The following is a 17,286-nucleotide window of genomic DNA, read 5'->3' on the forward strand; positions in this document are numbered from 1 at the left end:
ACGACTGTGGTGCCGTGACCGACGCGATCACGGCACCACGGTCGTGCTGGCGGGGTCAGACGCCCTTGGGGTGCCAGACCGTCTTGGTCTCGGTGAACGCGAGGATGCGCTGGGGCCGCGGAGCCTCGGTCCAGTCGGGCTCGGCGTCGTCGCCGCGTCGGCCGACGGCGGGGCGCAGGACGCGCTTGACCGAGTCGGCCGCGGCGGCCTCGAGCTCGCCCCACGCGACGCCCTCGGCGCCGACGGCGCCTGCGAGGTCGATCGCGTTGACGTCGAGGTGCGACGCGAGCGGGGGAGCGAGCTCCCTGGTGAAGCCCGTGAGGACGTTGACCACGCCGCCGGGGACGTCCGACGTCGCGAGGACCTCGGAGAGGGTGACCGCGGGGATCGGGCGCTGCTCGCTCGCGACGACGATCACCGCGTTGCCCGTGACGAGCGGCGGGACGATCGTCGAGACGAGGCCGAGCAGCGACGAGCGCTGCGGCGCGAGGACGACGACCACGCCCGTCGGCTCGGGCGAGGACAGGTTGAAGTACGGTCCGGCGACCGGGTTGGCGGAGCCGGCGACCTGCGCGACCTTGTCCGTCCAGCCCGCGTACCAGACCCAGCGGTCGATCGCCTCGGAGACCGCGAGCTCGGCCTGGCGTGCTGTGAGCCCCTCGCCCGCGACGACCTCGGCGACGAACTGCTCGCGGCGCCCCTCCAGCATCTCCGCGACGCGGTAGAGCACCTGGCCGCGGTTGTACGCCGTCGCGCCGGCCCACTTCGCCTGCGCGGCGCGTGCGGCGACGACGGCCTCGCGCGCGTCCTTGCGCGAGCCCTGCGCGACGTTCGCGAGGAACCGGCCCTTGGTGTCCGTCACCTCGTACGTGCGGCCCGACTCGCTGCGGGGGAACTTTCCGCCGACGTAGAGCTTGTACGTCTTGCGCACGCCCAGCCGCTCGGGCGCGGTGCGGGTCGCGCTGGTGGGCGCCTTCGTCGTGCGGGCCATCAGTAGGTGCTCCCCTCGATCAGGTAGGGCGCCAGGCCGTGCCGGCCGCCCTCACGTCCGTAGCCCGACTCCTTGTAGCCGCCGAAGGGGCTGGCCGGGTCGAACCGGTTGAAGGTGTTGGACCACACGACGCCCGCGCGGAGCTGGTCGGCCATCCAGAGGATGCGCGACCCCTTCTCGGTCCAGATCCCGGCCGACAGGCCGTACGGGGTGTTGTTCGCCTTGGCGACGGCCTCGGCGGGCGTGCGGAACGTCAGGACGCTGAGCACCGGGCCGAAGATCTCCTCGCGCGCGATGCGGTGCGCGGCGGAGACGCCGGTGAAGAGCGTCGGGGCGAACCAGTAGCCCGACGACGGCAGCTCGCAGTCCGGGCTCCAGCGCGTCGCGCCCTCGGCCGTGCCCGCGTCGGTGAGCTCGGTGATGCGCGCGAGCTGCTGCGGCGAGTTGATCGCGCCGACGTCGGTGTTCTTGTCCATGGGGTCACCGACGCGCAGCGTCCCGAGGCGCGCCTTCAGCCGGTCCACGAGCTCCTCGGCGATCGACTCCTGCACGAGCAGGCGGGACCCGGCGCAGCACACCTGGCCCTGGTTGAAGAAGATGCCGTTGACGATGCCCTCGATCGCCTGGTCGATCGGCGCGTCGTCGAACACGATGTTCGCGGCCTTGCCGCCGAGCTCGAGCGTCGCGTGCTTGCGCGTGCCCGCGATCTCCTGGGCGATGCGCTTGCCGACCGGGGTCGAGCCCGTGAACGCGATCTTGTCGACGTCCGGGTGGTTGACCAGGGCCGAGCCGGTGGCGCGCGCGCCGGTGACGATGTTGACCACCCCGGCCGGCAGCTCGGCCTGGCGGAGCAGGTCCGCGAAGAGGAGCGCCGTGAGCGGTGTGGTCTCGGCAGGCTTGAGCACGACCGTGTTGCCCGTCGCGAGCGCCGGCGCGATCTTCCACGCGAGCATGAGCAGCGGGAAGTTCCACGGGATGACCTGGGCGGCGACGCCGTGCGGACGCGGGTCGGGGCCGTAGCCCGCGTGCTCGAGCTTGTCGGCCCAGCCCGCGTAGTAGAAGAAGTGCGCGGCGGCCGTCGGGACGTCGACGTCGCGCGACTCGCGGATCGGCTTGCCGTTGTCGAGCGTCTCGAGGACCGCGAACTCGCGCGAGCGCTCGGCGAGCAGGCGCGCGATGCGGAAGAGATACTTGGCGCGCTCGCGGCCCGGCATGGGGCCCCACACCTTCTCCTGTGCGCGGCGGGCCGCACGGACGGCGCGGTCGACGTCCTCCTCGGTCGCCTCGGCGACCTCGGCGAGGACCTCCTCCGTGGCGGGGTTGACGGTCTTGAACGAGCCGGAGTCCGACGCCGGCGTGAACTCACCGTCGATGAACAGGCCGTACGACGACGCGATGTCGACGACGGCGCGCGACTCGGGCGCCGGCGCGTACTCGAACGGCGAGCCGGCTGTGCTTGCTGTGGTGGTCATGGTGTCCTTCAGTCCCGCTCAGTCGACGGTCACGTAGTCGGGGCCCCAGTAGGCACCCGTGGCGAGCTTGTTGCGCTGCATGAGCACGTCGTTGAGCAGCGACGACGCCCCGAACCGGAACCAGTCGGGGTCGAGCCAGTCGCCGCCCGCGGTCTCGTTGACCGCGACGAGGTACTTGATCGCGTCCTTCGACGTGCGGATGCCGCCGGCAGGCTTGACCCCGATCGGGACGCCCGTGAGCGCCCGGAAGTCGCGCACGGCCTCGAGCATGACGATCGTCACGGGGAGCGTCGCGGCGGGCGAGACCTTGCCGGTGCTCGTCTTGATGAAGTCGGCGCCCGCGAGCATCGCGAGCCACGACGCGCGGCGCACGTTGTCGTACGTGGCGAGCTCGCCGGTCTCGAGGATGACCTTGAGGTGCGCGTGGTGCCCGTTCGCCCGGCACTCCTCGCGCACGGCGACGATGTCCTCGTAGACCTGGGAGTAGCGCCCGGAGAGGAACGCACCGCGGTCGATGACCATGTCGATCTCGTCCGCGCCCGCCTCGACGGCGTCGCGCGTGTCCGCGAGGCGCACGGCGCGGCTCGCGCGGCCCGACGGGAACGCGGTCGAGACGGCGGCGACCTTGACGCCCGTCCCGGCGAGCGCCTCGACGGCGACGGGGACGAGGTCGTTGTACACGCACACGGCGGCGGCGGACGGGCACGACGGGTCGGCGGGCTCGGGGCGGACCGCCTTGGCGGCGAGCGCGCGCACCTTGCCGGGGGTGTCCGCGCCCTCGAGCGTCGTCAGGTCGACCATGCGGATGATGGTGTCGAGCGCCCAGGCCTTGGACGTCGTCTTGATCGAACGGGTGCCCAGGGCGGCCGCGCGGCCGTCGGCGCCCACCTTGTCGACGCCCGGCAGGCCGTGCAGGTACCGGCGCCAGGCGGTGTCGTCGAGGAGGGCGGAACCCGTCACGGAGCGCGCGAGATCGGCGATCTCGGCGGCGGACCGGTCAGCCGAACCCGGGGTCGCCGGGGCCGTTCCGGTGCCCGCCCGGCCGGTCTCGGCGACCGACGTCGGTGTCGTTGTGCTCATCGCACCAGGTTACCCGTCGGTACGCCTCGCGGCGGGCGTGCCGCGAGGCGTACCGACGGTCACAGACCCAGAGCCCTCTGCATGTCCGCCTTCACGCGGTCGAGGCGAGCTCGCGCGGCGGCGCGGGCTGCGGTGAGGTCGTCGTGCGAGGCGTCGGGCGCGACGGGCAGCACGACCTCGAGGTAGCACTTCACCTTGGGCTCGGTCCCGCTCGGGCGGACGATGACGCGCGTCCCGTCGGCCGTGAGGATGCGTACGCCGTCGGTGGGCGGCAGGCCGTCCAGGCCGGCGGACAGGTCGGCGACGTCCGAGACGCCGGCGCCCGCGAGCGTGCGCGGGGGAGCGGCCCGCAGGTGCGTCATCGTCTCGCCGATACGGTCGAGGTCGGTGAACCGCGCGGAGAGCTGGTCGCTCACGTGCAGATCGTGCGTGCGCGCCAGGTCGTCGAGCGCGTCGACGAGCGTGCGGCCCTCGGCCTTGAGCCGGTTCGCGAGCTGCGCGACGAGCAGCGCGGCGCTGATCCCGTCCTTGTCGCGCACGTGCGCGGGGTCGACGCAGTAGCCGAGCGCCTCCTCGTACCCGAAGACGAGCCCGTCGACGCGCGAGATCCACTTGAAGCCCGTGAGCGTCGTCGCGAAGCCGAGGCCGTGCGCGGCCGCGATCCTCCCGAGCAGCCGCGAGGACACGACCGAGCACGCGAGCACCCCGCCGGCGGCGCCGGACGCCGCGGCCCGCCGCGCGACGTCGTCGCCGAGCAGCGCGCCCACCTCGTCGCCGTGCAGCATGCGCCACCCGTTGGAGCGGGCGGTCTCCGCGCCCTGGTAGGTGCCGACGCGCGGGTCGAACACCGCGACCGCGCAGCGGTCGGCGTCGGGGTCGTTCGCGAGCACGACGTCGGCCGCGGAGTCCTGCGCGACGGCGAGCGCGAGGTCCATCGCGCCCGGCTCCTCCGGGTTGGGGAACGCGACGGACGGGAAGTCGGGGTTCGGGTCGAGCTGCTCCTCGACCGGGACGACGGTCGTGAAGCCCGCGTCGCGCAGCACGTGCGCGACCGTCTCGCCGCCCACGCCGTGCAGCGCGGTGGTGACGACCTTGAGCCGGCGGGGGGCGCCGTCCGACAGGGCGAGGACCGAGCGGACGTACGCGTCGACGACGTCGCGGCCCAGGACGGTCCACCCCGAGCCCGCACGTGGGACCGACCGCGCCGGGCCGACGGCCGCGATCGCGGCGGCGATGTGCGCGTCGTGCGGCGGCACGATCTGGGCGCCCTGCCCGGAGTCCGTGACGACGCGCCCGCCGAGATAGACCTTGTAGCCGTTGTCGGCGGGCGGGTTGTGGCTCGCGGTCACCATGACGCCCGCGTCCGCGCCGAGGTGGCGCACCGCGAACGCGAGCACCGGCGTCGGCAGCGCCGAGGGCAGGACGAGGACGTCGAGCCCCGCCGCCGTGAGCACGGCCGCGCTGTCGACGGCGAACGTGCGCGAGCGGTGCCGCGCGTCGAACCCGACGACGACGCGCGGGCGGGCCGCCCCGCCCGCCCCCGCAGGGCCGAGCGCGGCCAGCAGGTACGCACCCAGCCCCGCCGCCGCGCGGATGACGACCGCGCGGTTCATGCGGTGGGGACCGGCAGCCATGCGGCCGCGCAGTCCCGCCGTACCGAACTCGAGCGGCCCCGAGAACCGGTCCTGGAGCTCGGTGAGGGCCGCGACGCGCACGTCGTGCTTGCGCGGGTCCGGCGAGTCGGCGAGGTCGAGGAGGTGCCGCAGCTCGTCCTGGTCGCCCGCGTCGACGTCGTCGTCGATCCACGCGGCGACGCGCTCGAGGAACGCCCCGCGGTCGGTCCCCGGGTCGAACGTCGGGTCGTCGGCAGGGTCGGTCCGGTAGCCCGCGGTGCGGTCCGTCATGTCACACCAGCTTCGCGATGTCGGCCAGGAGGGCGCTGATCCGGGGTCCCGCGGCCTGGCCGGCCTCGATGACCTCGGCGTGGGAGAGCGGCGTCGGGCTGATCCCGGCGGCGAGGTTCGTCACGAGCGAGACGCCGAGCACCTCGAGGCCGCAGTGGCGGGCCGCGATGGCCTCGAGCGTCGTCGACATGCCGACCAGGTCGGCGCCGAGGACCCCGGCCATGCGCACCTCGGCCGGGGTCTCGTAGTGGGGCCCGGGGAACTGCGCGTACACGCCCTCCGGGAGCGTCGGGTCGACGCGGTGCGCGAGCTCGCGCAGGCGCGGCGAGTAGACGTCGGTGAGGTCGACGAACGTGGGGCCCTCGAGCGGGCTGCGGGCCGTGAGGTTGATGTGGTCCGAGAGCAGCACGGGCGTGCCCGCGCCCCAGTCCTGGTTGAGGCCGCCGCACCCGTTCGTGAGGATGAGCGTCTCCGCGCCCGTCGCGGCCGCCGTGCGCACGCCGTGCACGACGGCACGCACGCCCTTGCCCTCGTACAGGTGCGTGCGCGAGCCGAGCACGAGCGCGTGCCGCACCGAGCCGTCCGCCCGCTCGACCCGGATCGACCGCGTCACCGAGAGGTGGCCCGCGACCGCGGGGGCGGAGAAGCCGGGGATCTCGTGCGTCGGGACCTCGGCGACGACCTCACCCAGGAGCTCCGCGGCACCTCCCCACCCCGAGCCGAGCACGAGGGCCATGTCGTGGCCGTCGACCCCCGTGGCCTGCGCGATGTGGTCGGCGGCGGCCCGCGCCACGAGGAACGGGTCGGTCGCGGGGTCGTCGAGCGGGGGTGTGCTCGCAGGCGTCGTCGTCATGGTCGCAAGGCTAGTCCGTCCCCGGGCGCGCGACCCGACGAGCGGGAGGCGCCGCCGCGCGGCCCTCACCCGCCCAGGTGTCTCGCATGCTGACACCGCGGGACGCGACGGCCTGACAGAATGTCCGGCGTGACGCACGCGAGCATCGACCACCAGGCCACCCGCATCGTCGTCCTCGGAGGTGGGCCCGGAGGCTACGAGGCCGCTCTCGTCGCCCGCCGGCTCGGCGCCGACGTGACCGTCGTCGAGCGCCACGGCCTCGGCGGCGCGGCCGTGCTCACCGACGTCGTCCCCTCCAAGACCCTCATCGCGACCGCCGACTGGATGACCATCGCCGAGCGCGCCGCCGAGCTCGGGATCCGCCTGCCCGTCGACACGGCCAAGGCGCAGCACCCCGCGATGCGGCGCCACATCGTCGACCTCGAGGCCGTGAACACGCGCGTCATGGCGCTCGCGGCCGCGCAGTCGGCGGACATCCACGCGCGCCTCGAGCGCGAGGGCGTGCGCGTCGTCATCGGCGCGGGTCGCCTCGACGGCCCCGCGCGCGTCGTCGTCGACTCTCCCGACGGCGCGGACGGCCCCGTCGTGCTCGACGCCGACGTGATCCTCCTCGCGGTCGGCGCGACCCCGCGCGTCCTGCCGACGGCACAGCCCGACGGCGAGCGCATCCTCACCTGGACGCAGCTCTACAACCTGTCCGAGCTCCCGGAGCGCCTGATCGTCGTCGGGTCGGGCGTCACCGGTGCCGAGTTCGCGGGTGCGTACAACGCGCTGGGGTCCGACGTCGTGCTCGTGTCGAGCCGCGACCGCGTGCTGCCCGGCGAGGACGCCGACGCGGCCGAGCTGCTCGAGGGGGTCTTCCGCTCGCGCGGCATGACGGTCATGTCGCGCTCGCGCGCCGAGTCCGCCGAGCGCACCGAGGACGGTGTACGCGTCACGCTGTCCGACGGCCGCGTCGTCGAGGGCTCGCACGTCCTCATCGCCGTCGGCGCCATCCCGTCGACGAGCGGCCTCGGCCTCGAGGAGGCCGGGGTCCGGCTCACCCCGAGCGGGCACGTCGAGGTCGACAAGGTGTCGCGCACGTCGGTGCGCGGCATCTACGCGGCGGGGGACTGCACCGGCGTCCTGCCGCTGGCGTCGGTCGCCGCGATGCAGGGCCGCGTCGCCATGTCCCACGCGCTCGGCGACGCCGTCGTGCCGATCAAGCTGCGCACCGTCGCGGCGAACATCTTCACCGCGCCCGAGATCGCGACCGTCGGGTACAGCGAGGAGCAGCTCAAGGCGCAGAGCAGCAAGTACGTCACGACCGTGCTGCCGCTCGCGCGCAACCCGCGCGCCAAGATGCTCGGTATGCGCGACGGCTTCGTCAAGCTGTTCGCCCACCCCGAGGCCGGGGTCGTGCTGGGTGGCGTCGTCGTCGCGCCGCGCGCGAGCGAGCTCGTGTTCCCCATCACGCTCGCCGTGTCCCACCGGCTCACGGTCGACGACGTCGCGTCGGCCTTCACCGTCTACCCGTCGCTGTCGGGGTCCATCGCCGAGGTCGCGCGCATGCTGCACCACCGCGAGGACTGAGCGCGGGGGCTCCCTCAGCCGAGTGCGGTAGGCCCGTCGTTCACCTCAGAGCCGGCCGTCGAGGCGCAGCGTCCCGTCCGCGAACGCGAGCTCGGTGAGCTGGAACCCCGGGAAGGAGTGCTCGAGCACGCCGCCGAGCAGGGCCTGCACGTCGACCGCGACCCGCGCGTCGGGCAGCACGCGCACCGCCTGGGGCGGCAGCCCGTGCGAACGCAGCGCGCCCTGGAGCGGGGCCTCGACGAAGCCGAGCAGCTTGTGCGCGGGCAGACCGGCGGCGTTGGCCTCGACCGCGAGCACGGCGGTGCCCGCCACGACCGACTCGACGTGCAGCGTCGCCCGCACCACCGGGACCAGCCGGGCGGCCAGCTTGAGCGCCGACGGCGGGTCGGGCACCTCGCGCAGGTCGACGACGACCCGCACGTCGTCGCCCTCGCTCGTCACCGAGCGCACGTACGGCGGCAGCCCGCCTGTCGCACGCGCGATCTCGACGGCCTCGGTCACGGTCAGCTCGATACGCATCCCTCGACCCTAGCGGCCGGTCCCGCGAGTCAGTCGCGGGCGCGGAGCTCGGCGAGCAGGGGGCGGTGGTCGGAGGTGGTGACGTCGAGGACCTCGAAGGAGCGGAAGGTCACGTCGTCGGATCCGAGGACCCAGTCGATGCGGTGGGCGGGGGCGACCGAGGGCGACGTGAGCGCGTCCGGGTTGCCGGCGGCGTCCTGGCCGCTCTCGAGGCCCTGCTCCTCGAGGAGGGTGATCTCGTCCCAGCCGGGTTCGGCGTTGAGGTCGCCCGCGAGGACGTAGGCGCCCTCCACCGGCTCGGCGGCGAGGAGCGTCTCGAGCTGGTCGAGGCGGGTCGGCGTGTTCTCCTCGCGGTGCTGGAGGTGCACGGACGTGACGCGCACGGGGACGCCCGCGGCGTCGAGCGTGGCCGAGATCGCCGAGCGCTCCTGGGGCCCGGCGCCGTACGGCAGGGCGTGGCGCGCGACGTCGTCGAGGTCGCCGCGCAGCGGGTCCCACAGGAGCGCGTTCCCGAACTGCCGGTCGGCCGCGGGGACGAAGACGACGCGCATCCCGGTCTCGCGCGCGAGGTAGGTCGCCATGTCCGCGCCACCGCCGAGCACCCAGCCGCGCGACACCTCCTGGAGCGTGACGACGTCGGCGCCGGAGTCCTCGATCGTCGCGACCATCTCGTCGAGCCGCACCGACGGGTCCGCGCTCACGCCGTAGTGCAGGTTCCAGTCGAGCAGGCGCAGCTCACCGACCGGGTAGTCGGCGACGGCGGACGTCGTGGTCGGCACGTGGACCTGCGTGACCCCGACGAGCGCGAGCACCGCGACCGCCCCGCCGAGGGCGAGAGCGGGGGCACGGGACGCATCCGCGGGCGTCGTGCCCGACGCCGCGGGGTCGGTCGGGGCCGTCGACGCACCCCGGGTGCGGAGTCCGGTGACGACCGCGGGCACGGCGAGCGCGAGGGCCGCGGCGACGGGGACGAGCGTGTGGGGCACGGGGAGCGGGACGTCGTACTCGAGCTGGTACCCGAGAAGCGGCACCGCGACCCCGAGCCCGGCGACGCTCGCGGCGCCCGCGAGCCGCAGCCACGTGAGCGGACGCGCGGCCCGCGTCAGGGCGAGCGCGAGGGTGCGCGCGGCGGCGGGCACGAGCAGCACGAGCAGGACCAGGAGCGCCCAGCCCCCGACGGTCCCGGGACCGTCGAGGCGGGGCACCGCGAGGAAGACCACGGCGACGCCGGCGACGAGCACGGCGGGGGACACCCATGGCGACCCGGGTCGCGGCGACCGGCCCGCCCACGGGACGAACCACGCGGTGAGCACCGCCGCGACGGACAGGGCGGCGACGGCGAACGGCAGCGCGACGCCCGCCTGGGACGCGGAGAACGCGGGGTTGGCGAGCACCTGGACCAGCAGCGCGACGAACGGGCCGAGCACCCACAGCCCGCGCGCGCCCGGCCACGCGGCGCGGCCCCGCAGCACCCACGCGCACGCGACCGCGACGACGGCGACGACGACCGTCACGGCCCACCCCGCGACGTCGGACCGCCAGTACGCGTCCCACGTGCCGAGCACGGCGCTCAGCGCTCCGGCGAGCAGGGCGCCGAGCACGACGCCGAGCGCGACCAGCGACCCGCGCGCGAGGCGCCCGTCGGGTCGGGCCGGCGCAGGCTCCGGCGCGCCGTCGGTGCCGGGCGTGGGGTCGAGGTCCGTGCCGTCGCGGGTCGGCGTCCCGCTCGCGAACGCGGCCACGAGCACGAGCACGCCGATCCCGAGCGCGACGGTCGCGAGCCCGACGCCGTACCGCACGAGCCCGAGGTCCACGCCCGCGGAGACCGCCGCGCCGAGGCCCTGGAGCGCGAGGCGCGCCACGACGAGGGACGCCACCGCGAGCAGCACGACCTTGCCCGTGAGCTCGAGGCGCGCTGCGATCATCACGACGAGCACGCCGGGGGCGGCGTACGTCGCGAGCGCCGTGAGGGCCACCGTGACGACACCCGCGGAGAACGCGTGGTCGAGCAGCGGGCCGCTCGACCGCACGAGCTCGACGACGATCGCGGTGACCGTCACGACGAGCAGGAGCGGGACGAGGGCCGCGCGGTCGAACCGGGCGGCGGACCGGGGAACGGGCCGCACGGGCGGGGGCTGCGCTGCGCTCACGAGGCACGACGCTACCGGGCGGGCGCCGTGATCCGCACCACACGATCGGGCCTTCCGTGCCAGACTGAGGGATCGGCTGCGACGGCGCGCCACCACCTCGGCGCGCGAGGAGGCGAGGACGTGGAGACGACCGCTGGGATCTCCCCGCACGCGCAGGGCGCCACGAGCGCCCCGACCGCGACGGGCGACGGGCAGGAGCGCGACGGGCAGGCGCGCATCGGGCACTGGGTCGCGGGTCGTGCGCGGCCCGACGCGGAGCGGTACGGACCGGTCCACGACCCGGCGACGGGCGCGGTCACGGGGCGGGTGGCGCTCGCGTCCGCCGCGGACGTCGACGTCGCGGTCGCCGCGGCGCGCGACGCCTTCCCCGCGTGGCGCGCGACGAGCGTCTCGCGGCGCGTCGAGATCCTCTTCGCGTTCCACCAGCTCCTCGTCGACCACCGCGACGAGATCGCGGCGGTCGTGAGCGCCGAGCACGGCAAGGTGCTCTCCGACGCGGCGGGCGAGGTCGCCCGCGCGCTCGAGTGCGTCGAGTTCGCGTGCGGCATCGGCCAGCTCCTCAAGGGCGGGTACACCGAGCAGGCGTCGTCGGGCGTGGACGTGCACGAGGTGAAGCAGGCCCTCGGCGTCGTCGCCTGCATCACGCCGTTCAACTTCCCGGCCATGGTGCCGCTGTGGATGATCCCCAACGCGATCGCGTGCGGGAACACGGTCGTGCTCAAGCCGAGCGAGCGCGACCCCTCGGCGTCGCTCGTCGTCGCGCGCCTGCTCCAGGAGGCCGGCGTGCCGGACGGCGTGGTGAACGTCGTGCAGGGCGACCGCGTCGCGGTCGAACGCCTGCTGGAGCACCCCGACGTCGAGGCCGTGAGCTTCGTCGGCTCGACGCCCGTCGCGCGCCACGTCTACGAGACGGGGACCCGGCACGGCAAGCGCGTCCAGGCCCTGGGCGGTGCGAAGAACCACATGGTCGTGCTGCCCGACGCCGACGTGGACGTCGCGGCCGACGCGGCGGTCTCCGCGGCGTACGGGTCCGCGGGCGAGCGGTGCATGGCGGTCTCCGTGCTCGTCGCCGTGGGCGCGGTGGCCGACCCGCTCGTCGAGGCGATCCGCGAGCGCGTGGCGCGCCTCGTCGTCGGGCCGGGCTCCGACCCCGCGTCGCAGATGGGCCCGCTCATCACGGCCGAGCACCGCGACCGGGTCGCGGCCCGCGTGGGCACCGCCGCCGACGAGGGTGCGACGCTGGTCGTCGACGGGCGCGAGGCACCTGACGGGGCGGGGGCCGGCGCTCCCGAGCTGGGGCAGGGGTTCTTCCTGCACCCGACGCTCGTCGACCACGTGCGGCCCGAGCACACGGTGTACCGGGAGGAGATCTTCGGGCCGGTGCTGTCGGTCGTGCGTGCGGAGTCCTACGACGAGGCCGTCGGGCTCGTGAACGACAACCCGTACGGCAACGGTGCCGCGATCTTCACGCGCGACGGCGGCGCGGCACGCGCGTTCGAGGTGGACGCCCGGGCGGGCATGATCGGCGTCAACGTCCCCATCCCCGTGCCGGTCGGCTACTACTCGTTCGGTGGCTGGAAGAGCTCGCTGTTCGGAGACCTGCACGTCTACGGGCCGGAGAGCGTGCAGTTCTACACGCGCACGAAGGTCGTCACGACGCGCTGGCCCGACCCGTCCACGGCGGGCGTCGACCTCGGCTTCCCCCGGACCCGGTGACGGCAGGGGGCGACGGTGACGACGCACCAGGAGGCCGTGCGAGGGGCCGAGCGGTCGCGCACGCGCGCCGACGACCGCTACGTCTTCCACTCGTGGTCCGCGCAGGGCGCGATCGACCCGCTGCCCGTCGCGGGCGGTGAGGGGGCGTGGTTCTGGGACGAGGACGGCAACCGCTACCTCGACTTCGCGTCCCAGCTCGTCAACCTCAACCTGGGCCACCAGCACCCGCGCCTCGTCGCGGCGCTCCAGGCGCAGGCCGGACGCCTCGCGACGGTCGGGCCGACGTTCGCCAACGACGTGCGGGGCGAGCTCGCGCGGCTCATCACGGAGCGCGCGCCGGGCGCGCGGGCCGGTGGCTCGGCGGACGCGAACGGCGACGAACGACGGTGGCGCGTCTTCTTCACCAACGGCGGGGCCGACGCCGTCGAGAACGCGGTCCGGCTCGCGCGCCTGCACACCGGTCGCGCCAAGGTGCTCGCCGCGTACCGCTCGTACCACGGCAACACGACGACGGCGATCTCCCTCACGGGCGACCCGCGCCGCTGGCCCAACGAGGTCTCGCCCGACCCGCACGTGCGGCACTTCCTCGGCCCGTACGCGTACCGCTCGGCGTTCGGGGCGCACGACGACGCGGAGGAGGGCGTGCGCGCGCTCGCCCACCTGCGCGAGGTCGTGCAGCTCGAGGGGCCGGGGACGGTCGCGGCGGTCCTGCTCGAGACGATCGTCGGGACCAACGGCGTGCTCATCCCTCCCGACGGCTACCTCGAGGGCGTGCGCGCGCTGTGCGACGAGCACGGGATCCTCCTGGTGACCGACGAGGTCATGGTCGGGTTCGGCCGGGTCGGCGAGTGGTTCGCGGTGGACCGGTGGGGCGTCGTACCCGACCTCGTGACCTTCGCCAAGGGCGTGAACTCCGGCTACGTGCCGCTGGGCGGCGTCGTCATCGGGGAGCATGTCGCGCGGACGTTCGACGACCGCGCCTTCCCCGGTGGCCTCACCTACTCCGGCCACCCGCTCGCGTGCGCGGTGGGCGTCGAGTCGATCCGCACGTTCGAGGACGACCGGATCCTGGAACGGGTCCGGACGCTGGGCGCGGACGTCGTCGGGCCGCGGCTGCGCGAGATCGCGGACCGGCACCCGAGCGTCGGCGAGGTCCGCGGGCTCGGGTTCTTCTGGGCGGTCGAGCTCGTGCGCGACCGGGAGACGCGCGAGCCCCTCGTCCCGTTCAACGCGAGCGGTCCCGCCGCCGCGCCGATGGCCGCCGTCGTCGCCGCGGTGAAGGAGCGCGGCGTGTGGCCGTTCGTGCACTTCAACCGCCTGCACGTCGCGCCGCCGCTCGTCACGTCCGCCGACGACCTCGAGCACGGCCTCGCCGCGATCGACGCGGCGCTCGACGTCGCCGACGAGCAGGCCGAGGCGGTGCGGGCATGAAAAGGGCCCGGTCGTCGCCTCGAGACCGGGCCCTTTTCACGCCCACAACAGGAGACCGGAGACCCGAGGAGGGTTCATGACCACCGTGCGTGCCGCGCTCACCCAGGTCCGCTGGACGGGCGACAAGGAGTCGATGATCGACGTCCACGAGAAGCACCTGCGCGACGCCGCCGACCAGGGCGCGAAGCTCGTGTGCTTCCAGGAGCTGTTCTACGGGCCGTACTTCTGCCAGGTGCAGGACGCCGCGTACTACGCGTACGCCGAGTCCGTCCCGGGACCCACGGTCGAGCGCTTCTCGGCGCTCGCGGCCGAGCTGGGGACCGTCGTCGTGCTGCCCGTGTACGAGGAGGAGCAGCCGGGCGTGCTCTACAACACCGCGGCCGTGATCGACGCGGACGGGCGCTACCTCGGCAAGTACCGCAAGACGCACATCCCGCACGTGCGCGGGTTCTGGGAGAAGTTCTACTTCCGTCCCGGAAACCTCGGCTACCCGGTGTTCGACACCGCCGTCGGGCGCGTGGGCGTCTACATCTGCTACGACCGGCACTTCCCCGAGGGCTGGCGCGCGCTCGGCCTGAACGGCGCGGAGATCGTGCTCAACCCCAGTGCGACGAGCCGCGGGCTCTCCAACTACCTGTGGAGGCTCGAGCAGCCGGCGGCGGCGGTCGCCAACGAGTACTACGTCGGCGCGATCAACCGCGTGGGCGTCGAGGACCTGGGCGACGACGACTTCTACGGCACGTCGTACTTCGTCGACCCCGAGGGCGCGTTCGTCGGCGACCCCGCCGACGACCACGAGGAGGAGCTGATCGTCCGCGACCTCGACCTCGACCTGCTGCGCGTCGTGCGCGACCGGTGGCAGTTCTACCGGGACCGGCGGCCCGACGCGTACGACGACCTCACCCGGCCGTGACCTGAGGACCCGAGAGAGGAGCACGCGATGCCGCACACGCTGATCCGGGGAGGGACCGTCGTCGGGCCCACGGGCTCGACGCCCGCCGACGTGCTGGTCGACGGCGAGCAGGTCGCGGCGCTGCTGCGACCGGGGGACACGAGCCTGGGCTCCGACCTCGCCGCGACCGCCGAGCGCGTGATCGACGCGACCGGCAAGTACGTCATCCCGGGCGCCGTGGACTGCCACACGCACATGGAGCTGCCGTTCGGCGGGACGAACGCGTCGGACACGTTCGAGACCGGCACGCGCGCGGCCGCCTGGGGCGGCACGACGACGATCGTCGACTTCGCCGTGCAGCGCACCGGCGAGCGCGTCCAGGACGGGCTCGCCGCGTGGCACGCGAAGGCCGACGGGCGGTGCGCGATCGACTACGGGTTCCACCAGATCCTCGGCGGCGTCGACGACGACTCGCTCAAGGCCATGGACGAGCTCGTCACCGAGGGCATCACGAGCTTCAAGCTCTTCATGGCCTACCCGGGCGTGTTCTACAGCGACGACGGGCAGATCCTGCGCGCGATGCAGAAGGCGCGCGACAACGGCTCGGTGATCATGATGCACGCCGAGAACGGCATCGCGATCGACGTGCTCGTGCGCGAGGCGCTCGACCGCGGTGACACCTCGCCCTACTTCCACGGCACGAGCCGCCCGTGGGAGACCGAGGAGGAGGCGACGCACCGCGCGATCATGCTCGCGCGCCTCACGGGCGCACCGCTGTACGTGGTGCACATGTCGGCCAAGCAGGCCGTCGCGACGCTCGCGCAGGCGCGCGACGAGGGCTGGAACGTCTTCGGCGAGACGTGCCCGCAATACCTCTACCTCTCGCTCGAGGAGCAGCTCGCTGCGCGCAGCGAGGAGTGGGGCGACTTCGAGGGCGCGAAGTGGGTGTGCTCGACGCCGTTGCGCTCGCGCACCGAGGGCCACCAGGACGAGCTGTGGCGGTACCTGCGCACGGGCGACCTGTCGGTCGTGAGCACCGACCACTGCCCGTTCTGCATGAAGGAGCAGAAGGAGCTCGGGCGCGGCGACTTCTCGAAGATCCCCAACGGGATCGGCGGGGTCGAGCACCGCCTCGATCTGATCTACCAGGGCGTCGTCGACGGGCGCATCACGCGCGAGCGCTGGGTCGAGCTGTGCTGCACGACGCCGGCGCGCATGTTCGGTCTCGACGGCCGCAAGGGCGTGCTCGCCCCGGGCGCCGACGCCGACGTCGTCGTCTACGACCCGGCGGGCCGCACCTCGATCGGGTACGGGAAGACGCACCACATGAACATGGACCACTCCGCGTGGGAGGGGTTCGAGGTCGCCGGGCACGTGGACGTCGTGATGTCGCGCGGTCGCGTGGTCGTCGAGGACGGCACGTACCACGGGAGCCCCGGGCACGGGCGGTTCCTGCGCCGCGGGCTGTCGGCGTACCTGCGCTGAGCGCAGGCCTTGATCGGAGGTGGGCATGGACCTCGGGGTGGTGCTGCAGAACGACCCGCCCGCGTGGCGGGTCGTGGACCTCGCGCGGCAGGCGGAGACGTACGGCTTCTCGCACGTGTGGACGTTCGACTCGCACCTGCTGTGGGAGGAGCCGTTCGTCGTCTACTCCCAGATCCTCGCGGCCACGCACCGGGTGACGGTCGGCCCCATGGTCACCAACCCCGCGACGCGCGACGTCACCGTCACCGCCTCGCTGTTCGCGACCCTCAACGAGATGTTCGGCAACCGGACGATCTGCGGCATCGGCCGCGGCGACTCCGCTGTGCGGGTGATCAACGGGCGGCCGGTGACGCTCGCCGAGCTGCGCGAGGCGATCGGCGTGATCCGCGGCCTCGCGTCGGGGGAGGCCGTCGAGTACCGCGGCTCGACGCTGCGCCTGCCGTGGAACCCCCACTCCCGGCTGCCGGTGTGGGTCGCGGCGTACGGGCCGAAGGCGCTCGCGCTCACGGGCGAGGTGGGCGACGGCTTCATCCTCCAGCTCGCCGACCCCGACGTCGTCGCCTGGTCCGTCGCCGCGGTGCGTGCCGCGGCCGAGCGCGCGGGACGGGACCCGGACGCGGTGCGCATCTGCGTCGCCGCGCCCGCGTACGTGACCGACCACGCGCCGTCGGACGGCGAGGCGGGACGTCGCGCGCTCGCCCACGCGTACGACCAGTGCCGGTGGTTCGGCGGGATGGTGGGCAACCACGTCGCCGAGATCGTCGCGCGCTACGGGCCGGGCGGGTCGGAGGAGCGTGCGGGCGTGACGATCCCGCACGCGCTCACCGACTTCGTCGCGGGGCGGGAGGGCTACGACTACAACGAGCACGGGCGCGCGGGCAACACGCACACCGCGTTCGTCACGGACGAGATCGTCGACCGGTTCTGCCTCGTCGGACCGGCGGAACGGCACGTGGAGCGGCTGCGCGAGCTCGCCGCGCTAGGCGTCGACCAGTTCGCCGTCTACCTCCAGCACGACGCCAAGGACGAGACCCTGCGCGCGTACGGCGAGACGGTCGGCCCCGCGGTGCGCGACCTCGTCCGGGCGCGCGAGTGAGCCGCCGCATACCGCCCTGCGTCTCTCGTCCCGCGTGACCGCCGGGCGTGACCCAGCCCATGTGACCGCCGGCGTGACCCAGCCCACGTGACCGGCGCGCGGTGGCGGGACCTTCGGCCCTGTCC

At 74.0% G+C, this 17,286-nt stretch carries 13 protein-coding genes; 6 read left to right on the forward strand and 7 right to left on the reverse strand.

The annotated features are described in order from the left end of the window. Positions 1–55 precede the first annotated feature (55 nt). From ACN9MS_RS07210 to ACN9MS_RS07230, 5 genes are read right to left on the reverse strand one after another with little or no spacing between them, the layout of a single operon-like run. On the reverse strand, positions 56–991 hold the full coding sequence (locus ACN9MS_RS07210) for an aldehyde dehydrogenase family protein (RefSeq protein WP_426311322.1): 936 nt from the start codon (positions 989–991) through the stop codon (positions 56–58). Further along, on the reverse strand, positions 991–2,463 hold the full coding sequence (locus ACN9MS_RS07215) for an aldehyde dehydrogenase family protein (RefSeq protein ID WP_426311323.1): 1,473 nt from the start codon (positions 2,461–2,463) through the stop codon (positions 991–993). Before ACN9MS_RS07215 ends, ACN9MS_RS07210 begins: the two co-directional genes overlap by 1 nt. Positions 2,464–2,481: 18 nt before the next feature. Then, positions 2,482–3,543, reverse strand: coding sequence for a deoxyribose-phosphate aldolase (gene deoC, locus ACN9MS_RS07220; protein WP_426311324.1), 1,062 nt, complete (start codon positions 3,541–3,543; stop codon positions 2,482–2,484). A 59-nt stretch (positions 3,544–3,602) separates the two neighbouring features. Then, positions 3,603–5,447 carry a phospho-sugar mutase gene (locus ACN9MS_RS07225; protein WP_426311325.1) on the reverse strand — a complete coding sequence of 615 codons (1,845 nt, stop codon included), beginning with the start codon at positions 5,445–5,447 and terminating at the stop codon, positions 3,603–3,605. Position 5,448: 1 nt separating this feature from the next. Then, on the reverse strand, positions 5,449–6,300 hold the full coding sequence (locus tag ACN9MS_RS07230; protein WP_154799038.1) for a purine-nucleoside phosphorylase: 852 nt from the start codon (positions 6,298–6,300) through the stop codon (positions 5,449–5,451). Positions 6,301–6,420: 120 nt separating this feature from the next. On the opposite strand from ACN9MS_RS07230, the gene ACN9MS_RS07235 reads away from it, so the two are divergent. Further along, positions 6,421–7,872, forward strand: coding sequence for an NAD(P)H-quinone dehydrogenase (locus ACN9MS_RS07235; protein WP_426311326.1), 1,452 nt, complete (start codon positions 6,421–6,423; stop codon positions 7,870–7,872). A gap of 45 nt (positions 7,873–7,917) precedes the next feature. Here ACN9MS_RS07235 and ACN9MS_RS07240 read toward each other — a convergent pair whose 3' ends face one another. Together ACN9MS_RS07240 and ACN9MS_RS07245 are read right to left on the reverse strand one after the other, a co-directional pair. Further along, a complete protein-coding gene (locus tag ACN9MS_RS07240; RefSeq protein ID WP_426311327.1) occupies positions 7,918–8,391 on the reverse strand; it encodes a hypothetical protein in 474 nt (157 codons plus the stop codon). A gap of 29 nt (positions 8,392–8,420) precedes the next feature. Next, entirely contained in the window at positions 8,421–10,541 is a 2,121-nt protein-coding gene (locus ACN9MS_RS07245; protein ID WP_426311328.1) for an endonuclease/exonuclease/phosphatase family protein, read from the reverse strand. A gap of 216 nt (positions 10,542–10,757) precedes the next feature. Here ACN9MS_RS07245 and ACN9MS_RS07250 point away from each other — a divergent pair, with 216 nt between their 5' ends. From ACN9MS_RS07250 to ACN9MS_RS07270, 5 genes are all read left to right on the forward strand, one after another. Next, positions 10,758–12,257, forward strand: coding sequence for a CoA-acylating methylmalonate-semialdehyde dehydrogenase (locus tag ACN9MS_RS07250; protein ID WP_426311853.1), 1,500 nt, complete (start codon positions 10,758–10,760; stop codon positions 12,255–12,257). 15 nt (positions 12,258–12,272) lie between these two features. Continuing rightward, the gene (locus tag ACN9MS_RS07255; protein ID WP_426311329.1) at positions 12,273–13,688 is read left to right on the forward strand and encodes an aspartate aminotransferase family protein; all 1,416 of its coding nucleotides are present in this window, start codon (positions 12,273–12,275) and stop codon (positions 13,686–13,688) included. A gap of 76 nt (positions 13,689–13,764) precedes the next feature. Next, positions 13,765–14,601 (forward strand): nitrilase-related carbon-nitrogen hydrolase, encoded by an 837-nt coding sequence (locus tag ACN9MS_RS07260; RefSeq protein WP_426311330.1) that lies wholly within the window; start codon positions 13,765–13,767, stop codon positions 14,599–14,601. A gap of 27 nt (positions 14,602–14,628) precedes the next feature. After that, positions 14,629–16,065, forward strand: a complete 1,437-nt coding sequence (gene hydA / locus ACN9MS_RS07265) for a dihydropyrimidinase (RefSeq protein ID WP_426311331.1) — start codon at positions 14,629–14,631, stop codon at positions 16,063–16,065. 25 nt (positions 16,066–16,090) lie between these two features. Beyond that, on the forward strand, positions 16,091–17,161 hold the full coding sequence (locus ACN9MS_RS07270) for a TIGR03842 family LLM class F420-dependent oxidoreductase (protein ID WP_426311332.1): 1,071 nt from the start codon (positions 16,091–16,093) through the stop codon (positions 17,159–17,161). Positions 17,162–17,286: the final 125 nt, after the last annotated feature.

The organism is Cellulosimicrobium sp. E-16 (assembly GCF_049913115.1).
Lineage (GTDB): Bacteria > Actinomycetota > Actinomycetes > Actinomycetales > Cellulomonadaceae > Cellulosimicrobium.

Coding starts and splice junctions, on each gene's coding strand:
- hydA (WP_426311331.1), top strand. CDS start 14,629: ATGCCGCACACGCTGATCCGGGGAGGGACCGTCGTCGGGCCCACGGGC.
- ACN9MS_RS07230 (WP_154799038.1), bottom strand. CDS start 6,300: ATGACGACGACGCCTGCGAGCACACCCCCGCTCGACGACCCCGCGACC.
- ACN9MS_RS07210 (WP_426311322.1), bottom strand. CDS start 991: ATGGCCCGCACGACGAAGGCGCCCACCAGCGCGACCCGCACCGCGCCC.
- ACN9MS_RS07235 (WP_426311326.1), top strand. CDS start 6,421: ATGTCCGGCGTGACGCACGCGAGCATCGACCACCAGGCCACCCGCATC.
- ACN9MS_RS07225 (WP_426311325.1), bottom strand. CDS start 5,447: ATGACGGACCGCACCGCGGGCTACCGGACCGACCCTGCCGACGACCCG.
- ACN9MS_RS07215 (WP_426311323.1), bottom strand. CDS start 2,463: ATGACCACCACAGCAAGCACAGCCGGCTCGCCGTTCGAGTACGCGCCG.
- ACN9MS_RS07240 (WP_426311327.1), bottom strand. CDS start 8,391: ATGCGTATCGAGCTGACCGTGACCGAGGCCGTCGAGATCGCGCGTGCG.
- deoC (WP_426311324.1), bottom strand. CDS start 3,543: ATGAGCACAACGACACCGACGTCGGTCGCCGAGACCGGCCGGGCGGGC.
- ACN9MS_RS07260 (WP_426311330.1), top strand. CDS start 13,765: ATGACCACCGTGCGTGCCGCGCTCACCCAGGTCCGCTGGACGGGCGAC.
- ACN9MS_RS07270 (WP_426311332.1), top strand. CDS start 16,091: ATGGACCTCGGGGTGGTGCTGCAGAACGACCCGCCCGCGTGGCGGGTC.